Genomic DNA, 18,135 nt, shown 5'->3' on the forward strand with positions numbered 1-18,135 from the left:
AGAGCCTCTCTTTTTTAGTTTAGAGTTTGAACGAGTACTGGTTTCCAGCCCTCATTGTCTACCCAATCAATATTTACATAATATTTTTTACCTGATTGCTTATCTTGCACGTTACCGTAAGCTTTATTCTTACCGTTATTTCCGATTCTATGAATAACCAATTGCTCTACCGGAACGTCAATTGCAGCGGAAATCGCCTGATTCATCTCATTCCAATCTGCTGTACCTTTTTGAAACGTCATCGCAGGTGTTGCACCTTGTTCTGTACCTACTGGCTTCCAAGAAGGTTTCGTATAAGCATCTGTTGCCTTTGGCTGTGTTTTTTCAGCTGATATTTTCTCATTAGTTTTTGCTTCTTCTTCAGCTTTTTTCTTTTCTTCTTCAGCCTTTAGCTTCTCTTCTTCTTCCTTCTTCTTAGCCTCTGCTTTCTCTTTCTCTTGCTCGTTCTTCTTCGTCTCTTCTTTACCTTTTGCTTTCTCAGCTTTATTTTCTTTTGTTGTTTGCTGAGCTACTTTTTTATTATCACTAGAAGACGCTTGCTCTTTTGTGTCAGGAACAAACAATTGATATGCTACAATAGCTACTGCTACTAATACAATAGCAATCGCAATATTTAAAACACCGTTTTGACGACGTTTTTGTTGTTTCTGTTGGAATCTAGATCCTCCTGCCATTCTTCAAACCTCCATGCAGTTTTTCATACTTGCTATTGTAACATTAAATCTAGAAAGGTTGAACATTTACAATAATATTTTCACGAAATGAAAACATTTCATAAATAATTGCAAGATTACTTTTCAATTTCTAATTGATGAATTGCTTCTACCATTTCTGCAAAAGCTGGTGTAACTACATTTACGTTATCTGTTTCTATATCAACTACAACTAAAGCATATCTTGGGTTTTCATATGGAAAATAACCTGCAAACCAGCGATTCACCTTCTCTCCTTTTCCTGTTTGTGCCGTCCCAGATTTTCCAGCGACAGTTAGTGGCAACGAACGGAATGCGGTTCCCGTTCCTTTCTCCATCGTTACAACGCCTCTTAACAACTGTTGTAATTTTTTCATCGTTTCATAAGAAAGCTGTTTCCCATTTAATTTATGATTTTCAAATGTAAAAAAGTCGGTTCCATTTTTATACGCTATTTTTTTAACGACTTTCACTTCCATCTTCTCTCCACCTCTAGCAATTGTCGCCATCATATTCGCTATAGCTAGAGGTGACACACGTACATCTTTTTGTCCGACCATCGTTTGAGCAATCGCTTTTCTACTATCTTTATTTTCTTCGCTTTCCCAAATAATAGCACTCTTTTCTTCTGGCAATTGCTCAAATTCTGGTGTATGAAATACCGAACCTTTCCAACCTACCTTCTCACTTGCTCCTAAGGCCTCTAAATACGTTTCTAATACTTCCCTATCCTTTTGCATTAGTTCATCACCTAATACGGCAAACGTTCGATTACAGCTTCTAGCAACGCTTTCCTTAAAGTTTAATGACCCCATCATAACTTGCGGAAGATTTTCACCGTATAAATCCGTATTACAGTTAAATGTACGATTAAACCGCACCAAATTCTCATTAATTCCTGCTGCTGCAACTACTGTTTTAAAAACAGACCCCGGAAAATGAGGAGTTAACATTTGATTTTCAAGTGTAGCTTTATATATCCTCCTATCATTCATCTGTAAAGAAGGCCTACTTACCATTGCTACAACTTCACTATTCTTTATGTCTAGTAATACTAACCCACCTTTTTTTATTCCGTTTTCATCTATAATCTTCTCTGCTCGTCGTTGCAACGTTTTATGTATTGTTGTTTGAATAGTAACTGGATAAAATGGATTTCCTGGTGAAGTGTATTTCGCCTGCTTCCCAAAAATCGGTTCTCCTTGTCGATCCACTTGATATAGTACTTTCGCTTCTCCATCAGTCAGTAAAAATTCATCAAATGATTGTTGCAATCCAGAAATACCAATTGGCGTTTGTTTCGAAGTTTTTTTCATTTCTCCATAACGCTTTTGAAATTCCTGTTCATTCTCTCCCACATCACCAATTAAATGATCTGCCTCTCCCATTTGCTTCAGTCGAACTTCTGCTGCTACAATACCTAAAATATCTAATTGATTTACCTTCTTCATCTGCTCGAGCGTTAATTGAAATGGGGTATTCTCCCTTCGTAATATAAATGCTTGATTCTTATTTTTCATTTGCAGTCTTATCTCTTGTCTCGACACACCAATGATATGCGCAATTTTCTCTAACATGTCATTTTTTATTTGTAAAAATGGAAAAATAATTAAGACTGGATATTTCTCTTCACCAATTTCCTTACCATTTCGATCTGTAAAATGCCCTCTTCCATTATCTACTGTAAGTGATTGTGTTCGTTGCGTAACACTTTTTTCAATCAGATTGATATTTCGGTCAGTAAATGATTCCGTATCTATAATCTGTATTTGGATTAGACGACAAAGTAATAAAAAAATCACACCCATAAAACAAATTAAAACAATTATAATTCTCCGTTTCATTTTCATAAAAAACACCTCGTCTATTGTAGTTTAGACGAGGTGTTTCACCTTTTATACAAATAAAAAATCACTCGTTTTTACACGAGTGATTTTTTACGTTATTTTACAGAGATAATCTCTACTTGCATTTCTCCACCTGGTGTTTGGATTGCTACCTTCTCACCAATTTGCTTACCTAATAAGCTTTTTGCGATTGGAGAATCGTTAGAAATTCTTCCTTCAAATGGATCGGCTTCTGCGCTACCTACGATTATGTATGCTTCTTCGTCTCCACCTGGTAACTCTTTAAATGTTACTGTTTTACCTAATGTTACAACTGTAGACTCTTCACCATTGTCTTCAATGATAACCGCATTACGAATCATGTTTTCAAGTTGTGTAATACGTCCTTCTACGAATGCTTGCTCATCTTTCGCTGCATCGTACTCAGAGTTCTCAGAAAGATCTCCGAAGCTACGTGCGATCTTAATACGCTCTACAACTTCTTTACGTCTTACTGTTTTTAATTGTTCAACTTCGTTCTCTAGTTTTTGCTTACCCTCTTGCGTCATAGGGTATGTTTTTTCTGTTGCCATGTTTTCCACTCCTTTTATATACCAATCCCCCGAAAAAAAGAGGAGTTCCATATGAAAACTCCTCCGCTTATATAGCGGAGGTTTCTAGCACACGTAGCACTAGTGGAGTTGTCACATACAACCCCTTATTCTCCAATTCTTCCTTATATAAAGAAGGTATGTATGGAAAGTTGATATAAATATGCCCTCACCTATTGGTAGGTGAGGTTTCATGTTTCATTGTATTCGATAAGAAGGGAAAAAATCCCTTCCTATCGTATATCTTTTACTATGCTATTACAAATTTACTTTTTGTTCAAGAATTGTTGCAATTTTTGTAACCATAATATCAATTGCAACATGGTTTTGTCCACCTTCAGGGATAATAATATCCGCGAATTTCTTAGAAGGCTCAATAAATTGATTATGCATTGGACGTACAACGTTTACGTATTGGTCGATAACTGAATCCATTGTACGACCGCGCTCTTCAATATCGCGCTGCATGCGGCGTAAAATACGAAGGTCTGCATCTGTATCAACGAACACCTTAATATCCATTAACTCACAAAGACGTGGGTCTTCTAAAATAAGAATTCCTTCTAAAATGATTACATCTTTCGGCTCAACTGGAATAATTTTTTCTGAACGCGTATGCAATGTATAGTCATATATAGGCTTTTCCACTTGCTCATATGCAAGCAACTGCTGCAAATGGTCAATTAACAAATCATTATCAAACGCTAACGGATGATCGTAATTTGTTTTTAAACGTTCTTCCATTGGTAAATGGCTTTGATCTTTGTAATAATAATCTTGCTCCAAGATTAAAATGGAATGACCTTTAAAATGGTCAAAAATCGCTTTCGTTACACTTGTTTTTCCTGATCCTGAACCACCAGCGATTCCAATTACAACAGGCTTATTCGTCCCCATTCGACTACCACTCTTTCTTATTGAAGTATGTTTTTGCGCATCATATTATTCACATACACTGGTTGATCCACTTTGAATTTCACGATTTGCAACGGATGTCTCGCTGCATCTAATTCGTTTCCATCCTCATCCCAAATTTTCTCCACCGTCTGCGTAAAGTTTTCTATTTCTGGCCCAAAGAACTCCACTTCATGTCCTGGTTTGAAGTGATTACGTTGCTCAAGCGTTACGATGCCCGTTTCTTCATTATAATCTAACACTAAACCAGCAAAATCATACGTTGTTTTCTTACTATGATTTCCAAACATTTGCTCTTGATGTCCTGGAACCCCTTCAAAGAATGCAGGAGCTGTATCACGATTTGCACATTTATCAAGTTCATCTAACCATTCTTGTTTAAACTCAAAGTTATCCGGATCCGCACAATACGCATCAATTACTTTACGATATACAGTTGCTACAGTCGCTACGTAATGGATAGATTTCATACGTCCTTCAACTTTTAAGCTATCAATTCCAATTTCAATCATTTTCGGAATTGATAAGATTAAATTTAAATCTTTTGGGCTCATCGCAAAGTGAGCATCTTCTTCTTGGAATAGAGGAAGCTCTTTTGCATCTTTATGTTGTGATACCGTTTGAACTAAATCATAATCCCAGCGGCAAGATTGACAACAACCACCACGGTTAGAGTCACGCGCTGTCATATGGTTACTTAATGTACATCTCCCTGAATACGCGATACACATTGCACCATGAACGAATGCTTCAATTTCAACATCAACTTTTTCTTTAATTTCTTTCATTTCTTCATAGCTTGCTTCACGAGCTAATACAAGACGATGTAAACCTTCTTCTTTCCAATACTGTGCTGCTTTCCAGTTGGATAGTGATTGTTGTGTACTTAAATGTACCTCAACAGAAGGAGCTACACGTTTACATGTCTCAATAATAAGCGGATCGGCAACGATAATTCCCGTTACGCCAGCTTTTTCAATCCCTTTTAAATATTCCTCTAGCCCATCCATATTTTCATTATGTGCAAAAATATTTGTTGTTACGTATATTTTTGCTCCATATTTCTTTGCAAATTCAACGCCTTCTGCCATGTCTTCCAGCGTAAAGTTACCTGCATTAGAACGAAGACCAAATTCTTGTCCACCTAAATATACAGCATCTGCCCCATAATGGATAGCTACTTTTAATTTTTCTAAGTTACCCGCAGGGATTAACAGTTCAGGTTTTTTCACAATAACGCGTTTGCCATCGATCACTCGTGAAATTTCTTGTACAGTCATTTCCTACACCCTCCTCGTTTAGTAAACCGTTTCTTTAAAGAAGAATCCTGTATCTAACGGACGATTTACCGGTTGTATTTCTTCTATCTCTTTAAATAAATCATCTTTCACGTCATAATACGCATCACGATCTTCTACACATAAATCAATCGCCTTACGATATTTCTTCGTTACCTCAATAATGTACTCAGAACTTTTTAGGACACCATCAATTTTTAAGCTATCGACTTCAGCATCGATTAGTTCCTCTAACTCATCGATGAAACAAATATCATTCGGACTCATAATGTGAGTACCATTTTCATCTTCATAAATTGGATATTTGTTATTACGTTCCGGGTCGTATAAGAACATATTCTCTTCATACTTTTTCTTTTCGATGTCGAGATTACGCCCTTGATACTCAAAGTAGTTTCCTACTAGTGAACGCTTCGATTGGAACATGCAAGTCATACCGTGAATTTGCACTTCAAGTTCCACTTCAGCATTTTCTTTTAATTCAGCGATTTCATCTAAGCTAAGCTCACGAGCTAATACAGCGCGTTTCGCTCCTCTTTGCCCCCAATAGTTACAAGTAAACCAGTTTGTTGCTGTCGTTTCTGTATTCCAGTGAAGTTGCATATTTGGTGCAACTTCACGAACAGCCATTAATACCGCTGGATCTCCGAAAACAATCGCATCTACATTTACCTCATTTAAAAAGGCAACATAGTCCGTTAATTCTTCTACTTTATCATTGTGGAACATCGCATTCATTGCAACGTATACTTTCACACCATTTTCATGCGCAATGTTTACAGCTTGTTTCACATCTTCACGTGAAAACTCTCCTGCCAAACGTAAACCAAACTTTTGTTCACCAACCATTACTGCATCTGCCCCTGCTTTCGCAAGAGGTTCAATATCCGCCACCGCTCTAGGCGTTACTAACAATTCAGGTTTCTTCATACTTTTGTCACCCTCTCTTTTTACTTACAGCCACTCCATCGCCAATTGGGAAAATCGTTGTATCATATCCTTCATGATTCATAAGCCATTCATTGTACGTCTTAATACGACGAATCAAACCACGGGTACGTCTATTTTCAATTTTCTCTTTTGTCGTCACAAGACCATGGTACATAACGTTATCTGAAATAATAACGCCACCAGGATTTAATAACGGTTCGTATAAGTCAAAAAAGCGACGATACTGCCCTTTCGCTGCATCAATAAAAATAACATCAAATGTTCCATGTTCTTTCACTTGTTCGCCCGTTTCTAAAGCATCACCGTAAATAACAGAAATACGGTCTGTTACCGAGGAACATTCTATATATTCAAGTGCCTTTTCATATCGTTCACGATTGCGCTCTACTGTCACAATGCGAGAGTTCGGAATAGCTTGCATCATACGAATACTAGAATAACCGATTGCTGTTCCAAGTTCTAAAATACTTTCCGGTCCAATTAAACGTAAAAATTGCAGCATAAATTCCATTCCAAGTCGATCCATAATCGGCACATGGTTTTCAGTTGCATACTCTTCCATTTCAAGAATTAATTTATCTTTTGGATCAATAAATGATAATAGGTACTCGTTAACTGCATCCTCCATAATTGGTCCTCCTTATTTACATGGAGAAGTGCCTCTATGACGCGTCAACCTTTGTCTTTTCACACATAGAATGCAATAAAAATACAAGCCAGTTTCACCCTTAGCTTGTACGTCCCGTTTTGATATTAAAAACGATTCTTCTGCCAGTTTTTAACCCGATATATTTTACCACAAAAAAGAGGGATATGCGACCCTTTTCGCTATCCCTCCCCATTTCACTGTTTTTTCGTAATGTATTTTTGCTTTAATGCATTATGTTCTTCTAATGTTTTCGCATAATACACTTCACCACTTGGTGCAGCTAAGAAATAATAATAATCTGTTTGCGCAGGATCTAATGCTGCTTCCACTGAATGTTTACCAGAGTTTGCAATCGGTCCAACCGGCAACCCTTTCACAACATACGTATTGTACGGTGAGTTTACTTTCAAGTCTTCGTATAATACACGTTGTTTATGCTTTCCAAGCGCGTATAATACCGTCGGATCCGTTTGAAGCGGCATACCTTTCGCTAAACGATTATAGAAAACACTAGAGATTTTCTGACGATCAGTAAAGCCAGTAGCCTCTTCTTCAATAAGTGAAGACAACGTGAGAAGTTGATGAACATCCCAGTTCTTCCCTTTCATTTTCGCCTCATTTTGAACAATAATTGCATTTGTTTTCTCAAGCATCGGGATTACAATTTCTTCTAATTTTGTATCCTTTTTATAGAGAGAATACGTTGCTGGATATAAGTATCCTTCTAATGGATATTTAATGTTGCTATCAAAAATTTTATCTGTTAATAGCTTCGGATACTTTTGCTGCATTTTTTGAATAAATGCTTTATCGTTTAATTGACGCACAACATCATCTTTATTCCACTTTAATTCTGCCGCAATCACTTCAGCAATTTCAGTTACTTGCGCCCCTTCTTTAATTGTCACTTTATAAAGAGCCGGACGATGTACGTTGCCAGATGACATTTGTTCAATGACATCGTTGGCACTCATCGAAGGATTTAATAAATATGTACCTGCTTGTAAGCTTTTCGACTTAAATTTCGTATAAAAACTAAAAACTGTACTGCTTTTCACAGCACCTTTTTCTTCTAAAATCTCACCGATTTTACTTGTAGATGACCCCTTTGGAATCTCTACCTCAATCTCTTTTTTATTTCCACTATCAACTGGCCCTAATGCAGATGAAATATACGCATAGACTGATCCACAAACTAAAAGCAGTGCGATAATCGAAATTAAAAAAATGCGTCTACGCTTCTTCTTCACTTGATTCTCTACCAAAATTCTTCCTCCTTATTCAATTGTAGACCGTATACACTTCCTCTATACAATGCCCTACAAACATAAAGCAAAACCAATCATTTCTAAATAATCGGTGACAGCTACTTATTTAAAGCCTTTTTTCATACAACCCGTCTTATTATACTATAAACAATTAAGTAGTTTCGAAAAAAAATCTGTCATTTTGCATATGAATACAAAAAGGCGAACTGTGTACACAGTTCGCCTTTTTATCCATTACTATTCTTCTTCTTGCTCATCAGCAAGAGTGTTAAACATTTCTTGTACCATTTCCCACTCTTCTTCAGATTCAATTGAAAGTAATGTTCCGCCCTCTTCTTCACTTTGCTCATATGCCATTGCATCGAAGATTTGGTCTCCATCTTCGTCTACTTCACCGATTGGAGAGAAGACTACGTAAGATTTTTTGCCGAATTTTTCAGCATCAAAAGTGAAAATAATTTCACATAAATGTTCGTTTCCTTTTTCGTCTACAATTGTAATTTGATTTTCTTCCATTTTGGTCACCTCTTATTTACTATCTAAAAATCCTTGTAAGATCACGACTGCAGCCATCTTATCGATTACCTGTTTTCGCTTCTTACGGCTCACATCAGCTGAAATGAGCAGACGTTCCGCTGCCATCGTCGACAAACGCTCGTCCCACATTACAACTTCTAATTGTAACAGATTTCGCAGGTTTTCTGCAAATTGCTGGCACGCTTCACCACGAGGGCCGATTGTACCATTCATATTTTTAGGTAAACCTACTACTATTTTGTCCACATTGTACTGTTTTACCAACTCAGAAATACGGTCAAAACCAAAGTGGCCTCGTTCTTCGTTAATCCTGATTGTTTCCAGCCCTTGTGCTGTCCAGCCCATTTCATCGCTCATTGCAACACCGACTGTTTTAGTACCAACATCTAAACCTAATATCCGCATAAACTACTCCTCACGATGATGTTTCAAGTAAGACTTCACAAGCTCTTCAATTATCTCATCACGTTCAAGCTTGCGAACGATGCTTCGTGCATCTTTATGGCGAGGTATGTATGCTGGATCTCCACTTAATAAATAACCGACGATTTGGTTAATCGGATTATAACCTTTTTCTTGAAGTGCATCATACACAGTTAAAAGTACATCATTTACATGGACACTCTGTTTTTCATCTTGAATGCTAAACTTCATTGTCTTATCAAAACCGTCCATTTCAAGCACCTCACTTGTAAGTAGTAAGTATAGGGAGAAGAACTTCTCCTCTCCCTACCATTGTACACTACTATCTCTTTATTTTGAAACAGATTTAACGTACTCTTGTACAAACGCTAAAGCTTCCTCTACTTGCGCTGGGTTTTTACCGCCTGCTTGTGCCATATCAGGACGGCCACCACCGCCGCCTCCACAACGAGAAGCTACTTCTTTCACAAGTTTACCCGCATGGTAACCTTGACTAATTAAATCTTTCGTTACGCCAGCTAAAATGTTTACCTTATCGTCATTTACAGACGCTAATACAACAACTGCAGACTCTAATTTATTTTTAAGGTCATCCATCATTGTACGTAAGTTGTTCATATCTGCAACATTTACTTTCGCCGCTAATACGTTCACGCCATCAACTGTCATTACTGAATCAGTTAAGTTTCCAGCTTCGATATTGCTTAATTTCGCAGCAAGAGATTCGTTTTCTTTTTGAAGTTGTTTTACTTCAGTAAATAAACCATCAACTCTTGTTAAAATATCTTTTGGATTTGTTTTCATTTTTCCTGCTGCTTCTTTTAATAAACCTACTTGATCGTTCATTAATTCGTATGCAGACTTACCAGTTACCGCCTCAATACGACGAGTTCCTGCACCGATACCAGACTCAGCAACGATTTTGAAAATACCAATAGAAGCTGTGTTATCAACGTGACAACCACCGCAAAGCTCTAAGCTGTAATCGCCTACTTGCACAACGCGTACAACATCGCCGTATTTTTCACCGAATAATGCCATTGCGCCCATTTCTTTCGCTTCTTCGATTGCTTTTTGAGAAATCGCAACATCAATACTTTCCCAAATTTTTCCGTTTACGATACGCTCAATTTTTTCTAATTCATCAGCTTGTACTTGACCGAAGTGAGAGAAGTCAAAACGTAAACGTTCAGATGTTACAAGAGAACCCGCTTGGTTAACATGTGTTCCAAGTATATCTTTTAATGCTTGGTGCAGTAAGTGAGTTGCTGTATGGTTTTTCACAACGCTACTACGGTTTTTCGTATCGATAAGAGCTTTTACAGCCGCTTCTTTCGTTAATGTACCTTCTTCCACAACTACTTTGTGTAAGTTTTGACCATTTGGTGCTTTTTGTACGTCTTTTACAACAACTTTCACGCCGTCAGCAAGAAGGTAACCACGGTCTGCAATTTGCCCACCGCTCTCAGCGTAGAATGGCGTTACATCAAGCATTAATTGTCCTTCTTCACCTGCTTGTAAGCTATCTGTATACTCACCATTTTTCACAAGGGCAACGACGTTACTTTCTGTTGCAACTGTACCGTAACCAACGAATTCGCTCGCTACTTTAACTTCACCAAGTACACCGCCTTGAACTTGCATAGAATCAACGTCTTGACGAGCAGCACGTGCACGCTCACGTTGTTTCTCCATTTCATTTTCAAAGCCCGCTTGATCAACTGTCATACCAGCTTCTTCTGCATATTCTTCTGTTAATTCAATTGGGAAACCGTACGTGTCGTATAGGCGGAACGCATCTACGCCAGAAATAACAGTTGTTTTTTCTTCTTTCGCTTTTGCAATTACTTCAGCTAAAATTGATTCACCATCATGAAGTGTTTCATGGAAACGCTCTTCTTCATTCTTCACAACTTTTGCGATGAAATCTTTCTTTTCAAGTACTTCTGGATAGAAGTCTTTCATTACTTCTCCAACAACCGGTACTAATTCAAACATGAACGGACGGTTGATATTTAATTTCTTAGAATAACGAACAGCACGGCGTAATAAACGACGTAATACATAACCACGGCCTTCGTTAGATGGAAGAGCACCGTCACCAACAGCGAATGTTACTGTACGGATATGGTCAGCAATTACTTTAAACGCCATATCTTTTTCCAAATCGCCATTACGATATTTCTCACCAGAAATTGATTCTGTTGCACCAATCATCGGCATGAATAGGTCTGTATCAAAGTTCGTAGGTACATCTTGAACGATAGATGTCATACGCTCTAGACCCATTCCTGTATCGATGTTTTTCTTAGGAAGTGGCGTATATGAACCGTCTGGATTATGGTTAAATTGAGAGAATACAAGGTTCCATACTTCTAAGTAACGCTCGTTTTCTCCGCCCGGATATAATTCTGGGTCACTAAAGTCATTACCGTAAGATTCACCGCGGTCATAGAAAATTTCTGTATTCGGTCCACTTGGTCCTTCACCGATATCCCAGAAGTTTTCTTCTAAACGGATGATGCGTTCTTTTGGAACACCCATTTTCTCATTCCAAATTGTGAATGCTTCTTCATCTTCCGGATGAATTGTAACAGATAGTAATTCTTTATCGAATCCGATCCATTTGTCGCTCGTTAGAAATTCCCAAGCCCAAGTAATTGCTTCTTCTTTGAAGTAATCACCGATTGAGAAGTTCCCTAACATTTCAAAGAATGTATGGTGACGAGCAGTTTTCCCAACGTTTTCAATATCGTTTGTACGAATTGATTTTTGTGCATTTGTAATACGTGGATTTTGTGGGATTACACGACCATCAAAATATTTCTTTAATGTCGCTACACCACTATTAATCCATAACAGAGATGGATCTTCATGAGGAACTAGTGATGCACTTGGTTCTACTGCATGTCCTTTTTCTTGGAAAAAGTCTAAAAACATTTGACGAATTTGTGCGCCTGTTAGTTGTTTCATTGTATTTTCCTCCTTAAATATAAAAAACTCCCGCCCCTAATAAAAGGGACGAGAGTTAACTCGCGATACCACCCTAATTATGAATTGATTATTATAACAATCAATTCATCACCTCATGGTGCCGTAACGTGGCAAGACGGCAGTGATTAGCTGCTCTCAGGATTAGCTTTCTGTTACCCTTCATTTAAAGCTCCTTTCAGCCAGTGGAAGCTTCTCTCTACAAATGGACTGTAACGTACTTGTTCCGTCATTGATTTAATGTATTATATGACTAAATATAATAGAATTCTCTTAAGTTTGTCAATGTAGATAATCATTTATATTGTATCAATTGCTTATTAATCATAGTTATTCTACTATTCATTCTTAACAGCCTTTAAATATATTATGCATTTATTACTAAATAGGAATCTCCTCTCAAAAAATAATTTATGCAAATTTCTAAATATTACATTATTTGTTATAATTAAATTATTAACAATAAAGGAGCGATTACAATGACAACCTTATTGAATTAAGCTAAAGAAATGTTAACAACTGATGAAAAAATCCTTTTTTATGCAGCATGCTCATTAAATATATTTATATATCGTTCCGTCGCAAGACCAGGACTGTTAATTTTAACGAACAAACGGCTCTTCTTTTATGGACCAGATGTAAGTAAGAACCCAATATTTGAAGAGTACTCTTTTGCAAACATTTCTAATCTACAAGAGCAAAAGCGTCTTTTCAGCAATCAAATTATATTTATGTACGATAATGAATGGAAAAAAATAAAACATATTCAAACAAATGATGTAAGCTCTCTCGTTCAACAAATACACGAGCAACTCTCTAAATAATGATAGCCCTCTACTTTTATAAGTAGAGGGCTATCATATTACACATCTTCTTTTTTCCAAAGAGGCCTTACATGAACAATCACTGTACGAATAACTGCTAAAATTGGAACTGATATTAGTAATCCTACAATCCCGGCTATCTCTCCTCCAACTAGTAATGCAAGCATAATAATAACAGGATGCATACGAAGCGACTTACCAACGATGTAAGGCGATAAAATGTTACTTTCCAAAAATTGCAAAATAGCAATCGTAATCCCCGCCTTAATGAGTAAACTCGTTGATACCGTTGCCGCAATCATCAACGTCGGAATCGCCCCTAAAATAGGACCAAAGTACGGGATTATATCCGTTACCCCAATAATAATGCCGAGTAATAACGGATATTTCATACCGATAAACCAAAAAGAAAGAACAGATACTCCCCCTAATACTAAGCAAACAAATAACTGTCCTCGAATATAACTTCCGAGTGATTTATCAATTTCTTTCGCAAGCATTTGCCCCGTACTACGCCACTTACTCGGGACTAATTTCCAAAATATATGATAAAACTCACCGTAATCTTTTAATATGTAAAATACAATGAACGGAATTAAGAAAATAATGAGTAACGAATCCAGTACACCACGAGCTGTGCTCATGACTTTATTTAAAAGCGCTTGAATCTTCGTTTCTACACCACCAAAAATTTGTTTCACCTTTTCATGAATAAATGATGGGAAATTCGCTGTTTGTTCTGTAACTCCATCCATCCAAGAATCGTACATTTTTGTAAACTGCGGAAATTGTTCATTAATTTCTTGTAACTGTTTAATAACAACTGGCGTTCCTTTATAAATTCCATAGCCAATTCCGCCAAAGAAAAGAATATAAATGAGCAAAATAGCAAGTGTGCGTGGCATTCCTTCCTTATGGATTTTTTCAATTAAAGGGTGTAATAAATAAGCAATAAAACAAGCAATAAAGAACGGTGTGATTGCCACTTTAAATACAAAAATAATCGGTGCCCATAGTGGCTTAATTTTTAAAAAGACGAGCAAACAAAGAAAAACGAGTAACAATAATCCTAAACGATATATCCAAATGATTTTAAGATTCTTCACACGAAAAACCTCCTCCATCTTTATTTTGAAAATAAATAGGTTAGGTTATGTGCAAAAGTTTTAAAATCTTTTTATACAGACCATACTGTTTTTTAAAGACATACATATATTTAACATAATAAGGACAACCACCCCTGAAAATACAAAATGTCAAAATATAATCAGGAGGGCTCATAATGATCTTATTTATGCTTGCATTATCCGCACTTTTTATGCTTCTTGAATGGATTTGTATCGGGTTTGGTATTTGGAAAGGCTTCTTTATTCGTTCCTCACGAAAGGAAAGAGCTAAGCACTTATGGCATTATGGAATGCTTGGCGTTGGATGCTACGGTTTATCTTATCTCTTCTCTGAAATCGGACTTTTATATTTGCATACAAGCGCATAAAAAAACTCCCTTATCATAAAGGGAGTTTTTTACGCCTTATAAATAAGACTTAATCATCTTACGTGCTTTTTTCACATTGCGTTTTGAGAATACATCTTGTTTGCGAGCATATTGATACGCTGCAGCTCCAACACCTAATGCGATTAATGAATTGCGTAGATTCAAAGTAAATCCCCCTTTTCGTTATCCGATCGTTCTTTCATTATCATCAAATAAATCATCAAGAGAGCTTAATGAACCATCTTCCTCTACTTGATGTGTATGGATTTTCCCCTTTGAAACCGATAATTCGATATAACAATTCCAGCAATAAAATTGGTTGACACCTATTTTTCCGATGTCTTTCCCTTTGCAATTTGGACAACTGAACATATGGCTTTCATCTCCTTACAGTCTCCCAGATTCTATTCGCCATTATGTCCAAACTGCATTCATTTATACATTGCTAGAACCTTTCAACGTTATACGTTTGAAAGGTTCACTATATAATTTCACCTTGTTACATGAAATCATACGGTGAAATGTTTTCCACATCCATTTCTTCACCATTAACCGTCACCATCTGCACTTCTCCTTGTGATTCTTGCAATCGGCCAGCTAAAGTCGTTTGACGCATTGCATCATCAAGGCGATTTACACCGGATTGAAACGCTGCTTCCTCCCCGCAAATAATAAGGAATTTCTTACTCCTTGTAATACCCGTGTAAATTAAATTACGACGTAACATACGGTAGTAGCTCTTTACAATTGGCATAATAACTATTGGGAATTCACTACCTTGTGATTTATGAATCGAGCAGCAATAGGCATGCGTAATTTGATTTAAATCCGGCTTTGTATATGTTACTTCAATTCCATCAAATGAAACGATAATCATATCTTGTTGCTCGACATTTTCTTTCGCATAAAATACTGAAACAATTTCTCCAATATCACCATTAAACACTTGGCTTTCCGGCTGATTGACTAATTGAAGTACTTTATCACCTCTCCGGTATACAACGTCACCGTAGGCAATTTCTTTACTCTTTTCTTTTTTCGGATTAAACACTTCTTGAAGAGCTTCATTTAACACATTAATACCTGCTGGTCCGCGGTACATTGGTGCCAACACTTGTACATCTCTTGCACTAAAGCCTTTTGTCTTAGCATTTTCACAAACCTTTTTAACAACCTCAACAATTTGAGCACCTGCACAGCTGATAAATGAACGATCTTTTTTATTTTGTGCTAAATCTGGCGGAAGTGTTCCGTCTTTTATCGCATGGGCAAGCTGAATAACAGACGAACCTTCTGCCTGACGATAAATTTCTGTGAGTTTTACCGTTGGAATGGCACCTGCATTTAATAAATCTTTCAACACTTGTCCAGGTCCTACCGATGGTAATTGGTCTTCATCACCTACAACGATTACTTGGATGTTCGTCGGCAAGGATTTAAACAATTGATTTGCCAGCCAAATATCTACCATCGAAAACTCATCAATAATAAGGAGCTTCCCTTGAACAGGGTCTGTTTCATTTCGCTGGAAAGACCCTTCTGGCGTCCATCCAAGCAGGCGATGAATTGTGCACGCCGGAAGCCCCGTCGATTCACTCATTCGCTTCGCTGCTCTTCCTGTTGGAGCCGTTAATAGTATTGGAAATGGATTGTCATCACTATATTCATTTAGATTTAGTGATAGCCCGTGAAGCGACGCATACATTTCAACAATTCCTTTAATAACTGTAGTTTTCCCCGTTCCTGGTCCACCTGTTAATAACATCATCGGCTTATGAAGTGCAGTTTGAACTGCTTCTTGCTGAAGCGGTGCATACTGTACCTTTAGCTGTTCTTCAATTTCACCTAATGTCTTTAACACTTCTGCTTCAGGAAATGCAGGGGTTTCCTCTTGATTCATAAGCCTGCGAATGGACTTTACAACGCCTTTTTCAGAGTAAAATAACGAAGCTAAATACACACGCTCTTCTTCTATGATGACTTTCCCTTCACTTTGCATCATTTCAACGCAGCCTACAATATCTTCCTCAGTCACTCCGCCTTCTTGATTATTTAAAAGTGACATCGTTTCTCTTACAAGCTGACCTTTTTCCATATACACGTGACCGAGTTGTAATGAAATATTCTCTAACGTATAAAAACACCCTGCACGTACACGGTCATCGTGATTGCCCGTTATTCCGATTGCACGCCCTATATCATCTGCTCTTCCAAATCCAATTCCGTCCACTTCTTCAATAAGTTTATACGGATTATTACGAATCACTTCTAATGTCATCTCTTTATATTGCTGATAAATTTTAATAGAAAGTTTTGTTCCAAAACCGTAACCATTTAAAAAACTCATCACTTTCTCGAGCCCTTGATGCTCAATAATCGTCTCATATATTTCCTGCGCTTTTTGCTTGTTTACAACACCACTTAACGCATCCGGATCATCCATAATTTTAGAAATCGCATGCTCACCAAGATGGTCCACGATTTTTTCGGCTGTACGCTTTCCAATCCCTTTAAATAAATCGCTCGCTAAATATTGCACCATACCTGCTTTTGTTTGTGGCAATTCTTTTTTAAACGTTTCAACTAAATATTGTTTTCCATACTTTGGGTGGTCTTTAAAATGACCTGTTAATGTAAACACTTCATCTTCATGCATACGGGGAAAATGACCGTTTATCATTACTTTTTTTTCGTCGTATGTTTCATTCGTTTCAATGACTTTCATACTGACAACGGAATAGAGGTTTTCTTCGTTGTGGAAAATGGTATGAAGAACTTGCGCTTTTATAAATCTTTTTTCTTCCTCAAACAAATCCATTGCATGTTGATTTCCCATATTTCCTCTCCTTTCCGAGTTCTTTTCACTTTAATGAGCAGTACATCCCCCACCTCTTTCACAATCTTTAGATGAGGGGTAACTGCGCATTAAACTATAATTTCACTTTATTCAGCTTCTTGCTCTAATAAACGAATACCATTACCAGCTAAAAAGTGGTCTGCTTGAATTTCAGTCGCTTTCTTAAATAAAGTAAGAGCTTTCTCATTATTCTCCTCGAATACGTACGCAACACCTAAATTATAATACGCATCTGCATGCTCTTCATCCATTTCTAACACCTTTTCAAAATAAGGTTTTGCCTCTTGAATATGTTCTAGTCGTGCGAAGCAAAGTCCGCATTGGAAAACAGCTTCTACATCGCCTTCATCTAATTCCGTCGCTCTTTGTAAAAATGGAAGTGCAAGACGATCATTTCCAAGTTGCACATGTGTGATACCTAACATAAATGTTACGTCAGCTGATTGTAATCCCACTTGCATCGCTTGTTCAAATACAGCCTTCGCCTCTGCAAATTGCTCTTGACCGTAATATACGTTGCCTAATCCATAATAAGCAGCCGCAGATTTACCATCTAATTCTAATGCACGTTTATAAAATAAAATTGCTCGCTCACTATCACCTAATACATCTAATAAATTCGCAAAGTTAATGTATCCAAGCGCATCTTTCGGGTTTTCTTCGATTGCTTCTGTGAAATTTTCAGCTGCTTCTTCCCAGTTTCCTTCTTGCATATATTTAATACCTGTTTCAAGTTTGTTTGACATATCCTTCACCTCTACAACAAATTATAACAAAGAATGTATTTTCCAAGCGAAC

19 protein-coding genes and 1 other annotated feature are annotated in these 18,135 nt (G+C 37.2%); of the genes, 2 read left to right on the plus strand and 17 right to left on the minus strand.

The window, feature by feature from the left end:
- Window positions 1–14 precede the first annotated feature (14 nt).
- The 12 genes from SB773_RS06350 to alaS form a co-directional block, all read right to left on the minus strand.
- On the minus strand, window positions 15–674 hold the full coding sequence (locus tag SB773_RS06350; RefSeq protein ID WP_012261740.1) for a YrrS family protein: 660 nt from the start codon (window positions 672–674) through the stop codon (window positions 15–17).
- 116 nt (window positions 675–790) lie between these two features.
- Window positions 791–2,542, minus strand: coding sequence for a peptidoglycan D,D-transpeptidase FtsI family protein (locus SB773_RS06355; RefSeq protein ID WP_088034200.1), 1,752 nt, complete (start codon window positions 2,540–2,542; stop codon window positions 791–793).
- 92 nt (window positions 2,543–2,634) lie between these two features.
- Window positions 2,635–3,111 carry a transcription elongation factor GreA gene (gene greA, locus SB773_RS06360; protein WP_105584419.1) on the minus strand — a complete coding sequence of 159 codons (477 nt, stop codon included), beginning with the start codon at window positions 3,109–3,111 and terminating at the stop codon, window positions 2,635–2,637.
- Between the two features lie 276 nt (window positions 3,112–3,387).
- Window positions 3,388–4,026, minus strand: coding sequence for a uridine kinase (udk, locus tag SB773_RS06365; protein WP_002015274.1), 639 nt, complete (start codon window positions 4,024–4,026; stop codon window positions 3,388–3,390).
- A gap of 17 nt (window positions 4,027–4,043) precedes the next feature.
- On the minus strand, window positions 4,044–5,324 hold the full coding sequence (locus SB773_RS06370; RefSeq protein WP_002015275.1) for a peptidase U32 family protein: 1,281 nt from the start codon (window positions 5,322–5,324) through the stop codon (window positions 4,044–4,046).
- Window positions 5,325–5,342: 18 nt separating this feature from the next.
- Window positions 5,343–6,272 carry a peptidase U32 family protein gene (locus tag SB773_RS06375; RefSeq protein WP_002015276.1) on the minus strand — a complete coding sequence of 310 codons (930 nt, stop codon included), beginning with the start codon at window positions 6,270–6,272 and terminating at the stop codon, window positions 5,343–5,345.
- Window positions 6,273–6,279: 7 nt separating this feature from the next.
- Complete coding sequence (locus SB773_RS06380; protein WP_002034114.1) at window positions 6,280–6,921, minus strand: O-methyltransferase; 642 nt, start codon at window positions 6,919–6,921, stop codon at window positions 6,280–6,282.
- A 215-nt stretch (window positions 6,922–7,136) separates the two neighbouring features.
- Window positions 7,137–8,207: an endolytic transglycosylase MltG gene (mltG, locus tag SB773_RS06385; protein ID WP_410589046.1), complete on the minus strand. Its 1,071-nt coding sequence runs from the start codon at window positions 8,205–8,207 to the stop codon at window positions 7,137–7,139.
- 240 nt (window positions 8,208–8,447) lie between these two features.
- Window positions 8,448–8,726 (minus strand): DUF1292 domain-containing protein, encoded by a 279-nt coding sequence (locus tag SB773_RS06390; RefSeq protein WP_002034112.1) that lies wholly within the window; start codon window positions 8,724–8,726, stop codon window positions 8,448–8,450.
- Between the two features lie 12 nt (window positions 8,727–8,738).
- Complete coding sequence (ruvX, locus tag SB773_RS06395) at window positions 8,739–9,152, minus strand: Holliday junction resolvase RuvX (protein ID WP_001221204.1); 414 nt, start codon at window positions 9,150–9,152, stop codon at window positions 8,739–8,741.
- 3 nt (window positions 9,153–9,155) lie between these two features.
- Entirely contained in the window at window positions 9,156–9,422 is a 267-nt protein-coding gene (locus SB773_RS06400; RefSeq protein WP_000348591.1) for an IreB family regulatory phosphoprotein, read from the minus strand.
- Window positions 9,423–9,500: 78 nt separating this feature from the next.
- Window positions 9,501–12,143 (minus strand): alanine--tRNA ligase, encoded by a 2,643-nt coding sequence (gene alaS / locus SB773_RS06405; RefSeq protein WP_410589050.1) that lies wholly within the window; start codon window positions 12,141–12,143, stop codon window positions 9,501–9,503.
- Between the two features lie 41 nt (window positions 12,144–12,184).
- Window positions 12,185–12,403: a binding site (T-box leader), on the minus strand.
- Between the two features lie 267 nt (window positions 12,404–12,670).
- Here alaS and SB773_RS06410 point away from each other — a divergent pair.
- Complete coding sequence (locus SB773_RS06410; RefSeq protein WP_410589052.1) at window positions 12,671–12,985, plus strand: PH domain-containing protein; 315 nt, start codon at window positions 12,671–12,673, stop codon at window positions 12,983–12,985.
- A 38-nt stretch (window positions 12,986–13,023) separates the two neighbouring features.
- Here the strand turns inward: SB773_RS06410 and SB773_RS06415 are convergent, their stop codons facing one another.
- Window positions 13,024–14,091 (minus strand): AI-2E family transporter, encoded by a 1,068-nt coding sequence (locus SB773_RS06415; protein WP_241875786.1) that lies wholly within the window; start codon window positions 14,089–14,091, stop codon window positions 13,024–13,026.
- A 176-nt stretch (window positions 14,092–14,267) separates the two neighbouring features.
- On the opposite strand from SB773_RS06415, the gene SB773_RS06420 reads away from it, so the two are divergent.
- Entirely contained in the window at window positions 14,268–14,480 is a 213-nt protein-coding gene (locus tag SB773_RS06420) for a hypothetical protein (RefSeq protein ID WP_002015285.1), read from the plus strand.
- Window positions 14,481–14,516: 36 nt separating this feature from the next.
- On the opposite strand, the gene SB773_RS06425 is transcribed toward SB773_RS06420, so the two are convergent.
- The 4 genes from SB773_RS06425 to SB773_RS06440 all read right to left on the minus strand — a co-directional run bounded on the left by SB773_RS06425 (window position 14,517) and on the right by SB773_RS06440 (window position 18,083).
- A complete protein-coding gene (locus SB773_RS06425; RefSeq protein WP_002015286.1) occupies window positions 14,517–14,645 on the minus strand; it encodes a YrzQ family protein in 129 nt (42 codons plus the stop codon).
- A gap of 18 nt (window positions 14,646–14,663) precedes the next feature.
- Entirely contained in the window at window positions 14,664–14,852 is a 189-nt protein-coding gene (locus SB773_RS06430) for a hypothetical protein (protein WP_002015288.1), read from the minus strand.
- Window positions 14,853–14,979: 127 nt separating this feature from the next.
- Window positions 14,980–17,316, minus strand: coding sequence for an SF1B family DNA helicase RecD2 (gene recD2, locus SB773_RS06435; protein WP_088293724.1), 2,337 nt, complete (start codon window positions 17,314–17,316; stop codon window positions 14,980–14,982).
- Window positions 17,317–17,423: 107 nt separating this feature from the next.
- Window positions 17,424–18,083, minus strand: coding sequence for a tetratricopeptide repeat protein (locus SB773_RS06440; RefSeq protein WP_002088750.1), 660 nt, complete (start codon window positions 18,081–18,083; stop codon window positions 17,424–17,426).
- Between the last annotated feature and the right edge of the window lie 52 nt (window positions 18,084–18,135).

The organism is Bacillus sp. SIMBA_074, from assembly GCF_046534555.1.
Lineage (GTDB): Bacteria > Bacillota > Bacilli > Bacillales > Bacillaceae_G > Bacillus_A > Bacillus_A mycoides.

Excerpts from the sequence above, each read along its gene's own strand:
- SB773_RS06350 (WP_012261740.1), bottom strand. The coding sequence starts at position 674 with ATGGCAGGAGGATCTAGATTCCAACAGAAACAACAAAAACGTCGTCAA.
- SB773_RS06355 (WP_088034200.1), bottom strand. The coding sequence starts at position 2,542 with ATGAAAATGAAACGGAGAATTATAATTGTTTTAATTTGTTTTATGGGT.
- greA (WP_105584419.1), bottom strand. The coding sequence starts at position 3,111 with ATGGCAACAGAAAAAACATACCCTATGACGCAAGAGGGTAAGCAAAAA.
- udk (WP_002015274.1), bottom strand. The coding sequence starts at position 4,026 with ATGGGGACGAATAAGCCTGTTGTAATTGGAATCGCTGGTGGTTCAGGA.
- SB773_RS06370 (WP_002015275.1), bottom strand. The coding sequence starts at position 5,324 with ATGACTGTACAAGAAATTTCACGAGTGATCGATGGCAAACGCGTTATT.
- SB773_RS06375 (WP_002015276.1), bottom strand. The coding sequence starts at position 6,272 with ATGAAGAAACCTGAATTGTTAGTAACGCCTAGAGCGGTGGCGGATATT.
- SB773_RS06380 (WP_002034114.1), bottom strand. The coding sequence starts at position 6,921 with ATGGAGGATGCAGTTAACGAGTACCTATTATCATTTATTGATCCAAAA.
- SB773_RS06390 (WP_002034112.1), bottom strand. The coding sequence starts at position 8,726 with ATGGAAGAAAATCAAATTACAATTGTAGACGAAAAAGGAAACGAACAT.
- ruvX (WP_001221204.1), bottom strand. The coding sequence starts at position 9,152 with ATGCGGATATTAGGTTTAGATGTTGGTACTAAAACAGTCGGTGTTGCA.
- SB773_RS06400 (WP_000348591.1), bottom strand. The coding sequence starts at position 9,422 with ATGGACGGTTTTGATAAGACAATGAAGTTTAGCATTCAAGATGAAAAA.
- alaS (WP_410589050.1), bottom strand. The coding sequence starts at position 12,143 with ATGAAACAACTAACAGGCGCACAAATTCGTCAAATGTTTTTAGACTTT.
- SB773_RS06410 (WP_410589052.1), top strand. The coding sequence starts at position 12,671 with ATGTTAACAACTGATGAAAAAATCCTTTTTTATGCAGCATGCTCATTA.
- SB773_RS06420 (WP_002015285.1), top strand. The coding sequence starts at position 14,268 with ATGATCTTATTTATGCTTGCATTATCCGCACTTTTTATGCTTCTTGAA.
- SB773_RS06430 (WP_002015288.1), bottom strand. The coding sequence starts at position 14,852 with ATGTTCAGTTGTCCAAATTGCAAAGGGAAAGACATCGGAAAAATAGGT.
- recD2 (WP_088293724.1), bottom strand. The coding sequence starts at position 17,316 with ATGGGAAATCAACATGCAATGGATTTGTTTGAGGAAGAAAAAAGATTT.
- SB773_RS06440 (WP_002088750.1), bottom strand. The coding sequence starts at position 18,083 with ATGTCAAACAAACTTGAAACAGGTATTAAATATATGCAAGAAGGAAAC.